Annotated in this window: 11 protein-coding genes; 1 reads left to right on the top strand and 10 read right to left on the bottom strand. The window is 31.1% G+C overall.

What is annotated here, in order from left to right:
* From RSB60_RS10160 to RSB60_RS10150, 3 genes are all read right to left on the bottom strand, one after another.
* A partial coding sequence (locus RSB60_RS10160) for a hypothetical protein (protein ID WP_332616126.1) occupies positions 1–265 on the bottom strand: 265 nt, incomplete at its 3' end.
* The gene (locus RSB60_RS10155; protein ID WP_323381567.1) at positions 262–939 is read right to left on the bottom strand and encodes a permease prefix domain 1-containing protein; all 678 of its coding nucleotides are present in this window, start codon (positions 937–939) and stop codon (positions 262–264) included. The genes RSB60_RS10155 and RSB60_RS10160, both read right to left, overlap by 4 nt.
* Positions 929–1,267, bottom strand: coding sequence for a PadR family transcriptional regulator (locus RSB60_RS10150; RefSeq protein ID WP_323381568.1), 339 nt, complete (start codon positions 1,265–1,267; stop codon positions 929–931). Before RSB60_RS10150 ends, RSB60_RS10155 begins: the two co-directional genes overlap by 11 nt.
* A gap of 221 nt (positions 1,268–1,488) precedes the next feature.
* Between RSB60_RS10150 and gltX the strand changes: the two genes are divergently transcribed.
* Complete coding sequence (gene gltX / locus RSB60_RS10145) at positions 1,489–2,946, top strand: glutamate--tRNA ligase (protein ID WP_332616123.1); 1,458 nt, start codon at positions 1,489–1,491, stop codon at positions 2,944–2,946.
* Positions 2,947–3,007: 61 nt separating this feature from the next.
* On the opposite strand, the gene RSB60_RS10140 is transcribed toward gltX, so the two are convergent.
* From RSB60_RS10140 to RSB60_RS10110, 7 genes are all read right to left on the bottom strand, one after another.
* The gene (locus tag RSB60_RS10140) at positions 3,008–3,502 is read right to left on the bottom strand and encodes a GNAT family N-acetyltransferase (RefSeq protein WP_332616121.1); all 495 of its coding nucleotides are present in this window, start codon (positions 3,500–3,502) and stop codon (positions 3,008–3,010) included.
* A 46-nt stretch (positions 3,503–3,548) separates the two neighbouring features.
* A complete protein-coding gene (locus tag RSB60_RS10135) occupies positions 3,549–4,118 on the bottom strand; it encodes a TetR/AcrR family transcriptional regulator (protein ID WP_323381571.1) in 570 nt (189 codons plus the stop codon).
* A 94-nt stretch (positions 4,119–4,212) separates the two neighbouring features.
* On the bottom strand, positions 4,213–5,823 hold the full coding sequence (locus RSB60_RS10130; RefSeq protein WP_323381572.1) for a HAMP domain-containing sensor histidine kinase: 1,611 nt from the start codon (positions 5,821–5,823) through the stop codon (positions 4,213–4,215).
* Positions 5,750–6,433 (bottom strand): response regulator transcription factor, encoded by a 684-nt coding sequence (locus tag RSB60_RS10125; RefSeq protein ID WP_323381573.1) that lies wholly within the window; start codon positions 6,431–6,433, stop codon positions 5,750–5,752. The genes RSB60_RS10130 and RSB60_RS10125 overlap by 74 nt, the downstream gene beginning before the upstream one ends.
* Positions 6,434–6,542: 109 nt before the next feature.
* Complete coding sequence (rplT, locus tag RSB60_RS10120; RefSeq protein ID WP_332616118.1) at positions 6,543–6,899, bottom strand: 50S ribosomal protein L20; 357 nt, start codon at positions 6,897–6,899, stop codon at positions 6,543–6,545.
* Between the two features lie 21 nt (positions 6,900–6,920).
* The gene (gene rpmI / locus RSB60_RS10115; RefSeq protein ID WP_323381575.1) at positions 6,921–7,115 is read right to left on the bottom strand and encodes a 50S ribosomal protein L35; all 195 of its coding nucleotides are present in this window, start codon (positions 7,113–7,115) and stop codon (positions 6,921–6,923) included.
* A gap of 14 nt (positions 7,116–7,129) precedes the next feature.
* Positions 7,130–7,332, bottom strand: a 203-nt coding sequence (locus RSB60_RS10110) for a translation initiation factor IF-3 C-terminal domain-containing protein (RefSeq protein WP_332616116.1), incomplete at its 5' end; no start/stop codon positions are given.

The raw sequence follows: 7,332 nt of genomic DNA, 5'->3' as shown, positions 1-7,332 counted from the left end.
CATAGTATTTAACATCGACTGTCTTTTTATCATGCGTGTATACGATAATATTTTCATCAATTAATTTAGTTTTTATTGATTCAACATTTGAAAAGCTATCATTTACTTTCAACTCTGCAAAACCTTCTTGTGTACCAAAATTAAAGAAACTAAAATTACTTCCCCATCTAAAACCATAACCTGTAATTAATCCAATTCCAATTGGAATAATTAATGCAAGGACAATGCATAATACAACTAATTTAGTTATTAATATCTTTTTCATTCTTTGATTCCTCTAAGTTGAAATATTGTTGTAATAATAGAGTGAAGTACCCCTGCAATTACCCAAATAATCCAAGTAATTCCCCATGACATTGTCCAAAATGATATCCCTAAATAAATAGCTGTTATTACTGTCCAATAAACAGAAGTAATTGCTTGGTACACCTTACGGTCATAAGGTCTCATTTCTTTCATTTCACGTTCTTGTGTTTCTTCATAATCTTTGTATTCTTTTGGTGTTGACATATTTGAGTAGATAATTAATGCGGTTGCGATAGCTGCAAATATAAGTAAAATAGTTACACCAATAACACCTCCTAAATCATCCATTCCAAATGATTCACCTGCTGCACTGCAAATAATTAATAGTGCGGCACCAATAATATACATTGCGACACCAATTGCAGTATTTCTTGCATTTCTTCTGCGATATGTACTAGCTTCTCTAAAAAATTCATCGTTTGGCATTACTTCTTTAATCATTTCGTCTATATCTCCCATGTTCGCAACTGCTAAACCATAACTTTCTGTTTCTGATTTCCCTTGAGCCATGTAATCCTCAAAACGTTCGTTAAGGTTTGATGCGATTTCTTCCTTTAATTCTGTTGCTTTCTTAGTTCTTGGAACATCTTGGAATATTACATCGACGTAGTTTTTAATTTTGCTATTCATCATTCTTATCCTCCAATATTTGATTGATCATTGTTTTAGCTATTTTCCAGTCATTTAAATTTTCATAATACAATTCTTTGCCTTTTTCAGTAATTGCATAATATCTACGGCGTGCACCGGTATTTTCATCGCCCCAATAAGAAATTATGTATCCACCTTGCTCAAGACGTCTGAATGTTGTATAGAGTGTTGCTTCTTTCAACTCAAATCGCCCATTTGTCATTTCATTAATTGCTTTGTTTATTTCATACCCATAACTATCCTTATGTAATATTTGGGCAAGAATAAATGTATCAGTATAGCCACGAATGATATCTGACATAATTAGCATACATCCACCTCCTTGATGAATATACTATAGAACAAGATACCTCGCCTGTCAAGGTATCTTGTTTAAAAATATACATTTTTTAAAAAATAAGAATTAGTAGTTACCAATTTATTCATAACAAAAAAACTAAATATCCTTTAAAAAAGCCATTTTTATTGATTTTGATTGAAAGAATTGGCTATTTAGAGTAAAATAAAATTTACGAAATAAGAGGTAAAAATATGACAAAAGTACGTACAAGATTTGCGCCAAGCCCTACCGGTTACATGCATATCGGTAACCTAAGAACCGCTTTATATGAATATTTAGTAGCTAAAAAAGATCCCGAAGGTGTATTCATTCTTCGTATTGAAGACACTGATCAAGGTCGTTTAATTGAAGGAGCTACAGATATTATCTATAATACATTAGCACAATGTAAGTTATTTCATGATGAAGGACCTGATGTTGGTGGAAATTATGGATCATATGTTCAGTCAGAACGTATGAAATCAGGAATATATAAAGAATATGCTGAAAAACTTATTGAACTTGGTGGCGCTCACTATTGTTTCTGCCAAGAAGAAGATATCCAAGCACAACGTGAATTAGCAGAAGCACGCGGAGAGTCTTTCATTTTCAATGATCCATGTAAAAAACTATCTTCTGAGGAAATCCAATCTCGCATCGCTGCTGGTGAAAAATATGTAGTTCGTCAAAATATCCCTTCAACTGGAACTACTTCTTTTGATGATGAAGTTTATGGAACAATTACAGTAGAAAATAGCACTTTAGATGAAGCTATTCTACTTAAGTCAGATGGTTTTCCTACTTATAACTTTGCAAACATTATTGATGATCACATGATGGAAATTACTCACGTTATTCGTGGTAATGAATACTTATCTTCAACACCTAAATATAATTTAGTTTATCAATCATTTGGATGGGATATCCCTACTTATATTCATTGTCCACCAGTAATGAAAGATGAACATCATAAACTATCAAAACGTAATGGCGATGCTTCTTTTCAAGATTTAGTAGCTAAAGGTTATTTACCTGAAGCCATCATCAATTATATTGCTCTTCTTGGCTGGTCACCTGAAACTGAACAAGAAATCTATACTTTGGATGAACTTAAACAAGCGTTCAATGTTAAACGTATTGGTACTTCTGGTGCAATCTTTGATATTGATAAATTAACTTGGATGAATGGTATGTATTTACGTAATATGGATATTGATACTTATTTTGAACTTGCAAATCCTTATATTGAAAAAGCGGTTTCAAATAAATATAACCATAAAGATATTGCAAAAATTCTTCAACAACGTGCTAACACTTTAGCTGAAATTGAAGAAATGTTAGATTTCTTTGATAACTATCCTTCATTCGATATTGAACTATACAACAATAAAAAAATGAAATCGAATCCTGAAATTGCACTTCCATCATTAAAAGCTACGAAGGAATTATATGAAAACTTACCTAATTGGGAAGACAGTACAATTCATGACGAAATGATGGCATTAGTTGAAAAACTAGGTATCAAAAATGGACAGTTACTCTATCCAGTTCGGGTAGCAATCACAGGAAAACAATTTACTCCAGGTGGAGCAATCGAACTATCACATATCTTAGGTAAAGAAGAAACACTTCGCCGTTTAGAAATCGCTATTAAACAATTAGAACAATAAAATTTAAAAGACTTGGTTAATACACCAAGTCTTTTTTTAAAATAAAAAGCGGTTTTACCCGCTATAATTTGATTCGTGTGTAATATTCCTTATCATCTTCATGATGAATAACTGCACCATTATTTAATTGTGCTTTAACACTTGCATAATTATCTTTGTTTACAGATAAATATGCTTCTTCAATACCAATCTCTCTTGCTTTATCAAGAACTAAAGCTAGCCCCTTTGTTGCGTACCCTTTCTTTCGAAAATCTAAGGAAATTGCATACCCAATATGCCCAGCACCATTTCTAAGAAAATCATTCAATTCATGTCTAAGATTAAATATCCCCACATAACGCTCACCATCAACAAGAATAAATACTGTATCAGCTACATAGCCCTCCGGTAAGTTAATTCCTTGAGAATGTTCTTTACGCATATTTACATATTCTTTGAATTCATCAAATGAATATCCAAATGCTGCATTAACAAAACCATTTTCATTTTCCATAAAAGAGCTTTGGAGCTGATACGCTTTTTGAACATCAGCGTCCCATAATTTAATAAGTTCCATACTATATCTCCTAATTTTTTCTAATTACATCTTAAATATCTATATATTAAGTTGGTTTGATCAATGAAAGTATCCAACTTACTTCAGGCAAAGGAATTGATGGGGTAAAAGCATATTGCTCAATAATACCTGTCACAGTAGTCCAATATAACATAGCTAATGTTGTAGAATTTCCCCTTCGTATTATTTGAAGTTGTTGACCACTCTTAATAACTTGTACCATTCGTTCAACAATTTTAATTTTTCTAACATATTTCTTTGCAATCTCTGGAATCGAATCATTGTTCATTGCCTGTTTAAGCAATACAAATATTTTTGCCCAATACGGATGATTATTTACTTTCATGAATAAATCACGTGTAAGTTTTTCAAAGTATTCAATTGGCATTGCTGCATCTTGATTCAATGTTTCCATAGTTCCATCAACAGCAATTTTAATTAATTCATTATATAGTGCTTCCTTAGATTCAAAGTAATGGAATAAGAGTCCAACACTCATTCCAGCACTTTCAGCAATATCTTGAATTTTTGTCCCTGCATATCCTCGTGTTACAAAAACATCAATCGAGGTAATAATAATTTCTAACTTTCTTTTTTCACGTTGTTCTACTCTCATTGTTACCTCCATTCTATTTTTCTTATTGAATATATATTCAATATAAGTCTGTGCTAGTACTATGTCAATAGAAAAAGCCTATAATTAAAGGCTTTTAATATTTTTTATTCAATCTTATCTCGAATCTAGTTTTATAACTGTCTGTTTTCTTCACTTCGATTGTTCCTTGGTGATTATCAATAATTTTCTTACTGATTGTAAGACCCAAACCACTTCCTCCACTGCTTCTTGAATCATCTGTCACTACAAACGGATCAAAAATGTGAGCACGTAACTCATCACTAATTCCAACACCATTGTCTTCAATTACGATACAAACCGTTTTTTCTTCATCAATGATTTGAACATGAATCGTAATTCCTGGAGGATTATGTTTTATCGCATTATCAATAATATTGTCTAGAACTCGTTTCATTTGAAGTTTGTCTAGTTCTATAACTTGTTTCTTACCATCAATGCTAATTTTTAAATCTAATCCCTTATGAATAATTTCATCATATTTGTCCGCAAGATATTCACGAACAAACTCTTTAATTTCTACATTTTCACAGTTTAACTTAAAATCTGGATGATCTAACTTGTTATATTCATAAAACTTATTTATCAAATCTGTTAATGCCCCTGCTTTTTTACTTATGATACGTAAGTATTCTTGCTTGGAGTCATCATCTACCATGTTATTCGCAATTGCTTCTGCATACCCTTGAATAACTGTGATTGGCGTTTTTAAATCATGCGAAATATCAGAAAGCAATTTCTTCTTGTCTTCTTCCAATCGGATTTGTTGTTGGCGTGATTCATCTAAACTTTTTGCCATAATATTAAAATTATCAGCTATTTCTTCAAATTCTTTTGGACCTCTATAGTTTTTAACTCGGCTGCTACCAAAAGCTGTCAATTCATAGATAGCTTCATTTAACTTTTTAATTAATTTAAGTATCTTGCGATGAACCAACCAAACAAATTGAATTACCAAAATTACATAAAATATTTGTAATCCTAAATAAATTTGATCAATCGTTTTAAATATATTGCTGTAATCAGGTAAAACTGATTCAGGCAATATACTAATCAAATAATAAGTTATTCCATCATTGCCAATAAATTCATATTTACCAATTTGTGTATCATTCGATAAATAATCCAATTCTTCTCTCGTGAAACGTTCTTTAGTATCATCATTTGAAGATACTACTTCATTTGAATCATTTAATACATATGATTTATTGACTTCACTCGCATCAAAATATTCAATTGTTATATTAACATAGTCTTCACCATTCTCAACAAAAGGTACCATGTTAACATAATACGGTGATTTATAGCTATAAATGTAATAGAAATCACTTGGATTATACTTTTCTACACGATTATAGTTTGAGTAAACAACATCACCCGTTTCAGTAACAATATCTACTTTTACACTCTTACTCAAGAGCTTTTCAAAATCAATCGATTTGTACTTTCCTGATTGAAGTTTATCCAATACTGAATCAAATTGATTCACCATGTAATATGGACTATATTTATCAAACATCATGTTCGATACATAATTTGCAGCATATAATGCAGCTAATACAATCACACTAAAAATTGCGAAGTACGCAATTAATTCTTGAAATAAAGTAAATCTAATCTTTTTTAGTCTCAAACTTATACCCCAATCCCCTAATTGTTTTAATATATTTTGGATTTCTTGAATCATCTTCAATTTTATCCCTTAATTTAGACATATGAACCATCATTGTATTATCATCATTTTGAAGATATTCACCATTAATTTGTTCATAAATTTGAACTTTTGTAAATATTTTGTTAGGTGACTTCATTAACAAGGATAATATCTTGAACTCAGTTGGTGTAAGAAAGATTTCAACACCATCCTTAATACAACTCAAAGAATTAGATTTTAAAGTTAATCCATCTAGTTCTAATTCATCTGTCGAAACATTTGTTTGATATGCTCTTCTCAAATTTGATTTAACTCTTGCAACTATTTCTAAGGGATTAAATGGTTTAGAAATATAATCATCTCCACCTAAATTTAGCCCTAATATACGATCATCAATACTACTTTTTGCTGTTAAAAACAGTATAGGTGCATTACTTGATTCTCTTACTGATTTTGCAAGCTCAAAACCATTCATTTTTGGCATCATAATATCAAAAATACATAAATGAATTTCATGATTCTTAAACTGTTCTAGACCATCAACTCCATTATATGCATAATAAATTTGGTATCCTTCATTACTCAAATAGATGCGCAAAAGTTCAACAATATCCTTATCATCTTCAACAATTAAAATATTCATAATTCAACCTCACTAATATTGTTAATAATATCATTTTTTGCTTATTTATGCCTCAATTTAAAGATATCTTAAGAAAAAAAAGAACATGATGACATGTTCTTTCATTGTTTTAAGCTAATGCTTTTTTTGCTGAATCAACGATTGTTTCAAATCCTTTAGGGTCATGAATAGCAATTTCGCTTAACATTTTACGATTTACTGTAATACCAGCTAATTTTAAACCATGCATTAATTTAGAATAACTCATATCATGCATTCTAGCTGCTGCATTAATACGTGCAATCCATAATTTACGCATTTCACGTTTAACTTGTTTACGTCCTGCATATGCATAACGCATTGAATGCATAACTTGTTCATGAGCTGTTTTATAAAGTAAGTGCTTCGCACCATAATAACCTTTTGCTAATTTTAATACTCTTTTTCTACGTGCACGTGTTACAGTGCCACCTTTTACTCTTGCCATAATTTATTCCTCCTTCTGCTCTTAGTCTTGAAGCAAATGCTTAATTCGTTTCATATCACTAGCAGAAACTAGTGTAGATTTTCTTAAGTGTACTTTTTGTTTATGAGTTTTATTTGCTGCAAAGTGGTTTCTATAGTTGTGGCCTCTTTTTAATTTTCCGCTTCCCGTTCTTTTAACACGTTTAGCCAAGGTTTTCTTAGTCTTCATTTTTGGCATGATAATTTCCTCCTCTATTTACCTTTTTTTGGTGATAATACTACAGACATCGTATTGCCTTCTAGTGCTGGAGCTTTATCTACTCCTGCAAGATCTGACATTTGCTCAACGAAATCATTCATAACTTGCTTGCCAACTTCAATTCTAGTAATCATACGTCCTCTAAAACGCATATCCACTTTAATTTTCATTCCCTCTTCTGCCCAGTTACGTGCTT

This window comes from Anaerorhabdus sp. (assembly GCF_036657415.1).
Classification (GTDB): Bacteria; Bacillota_I; Bacilli_A; order Erysipelotrichales; family Erysipelotrichaceae; genus Anaerorhabdus.
This window is presented reverse-complemented; position numbering and strand designations above follow the sequence as displayed.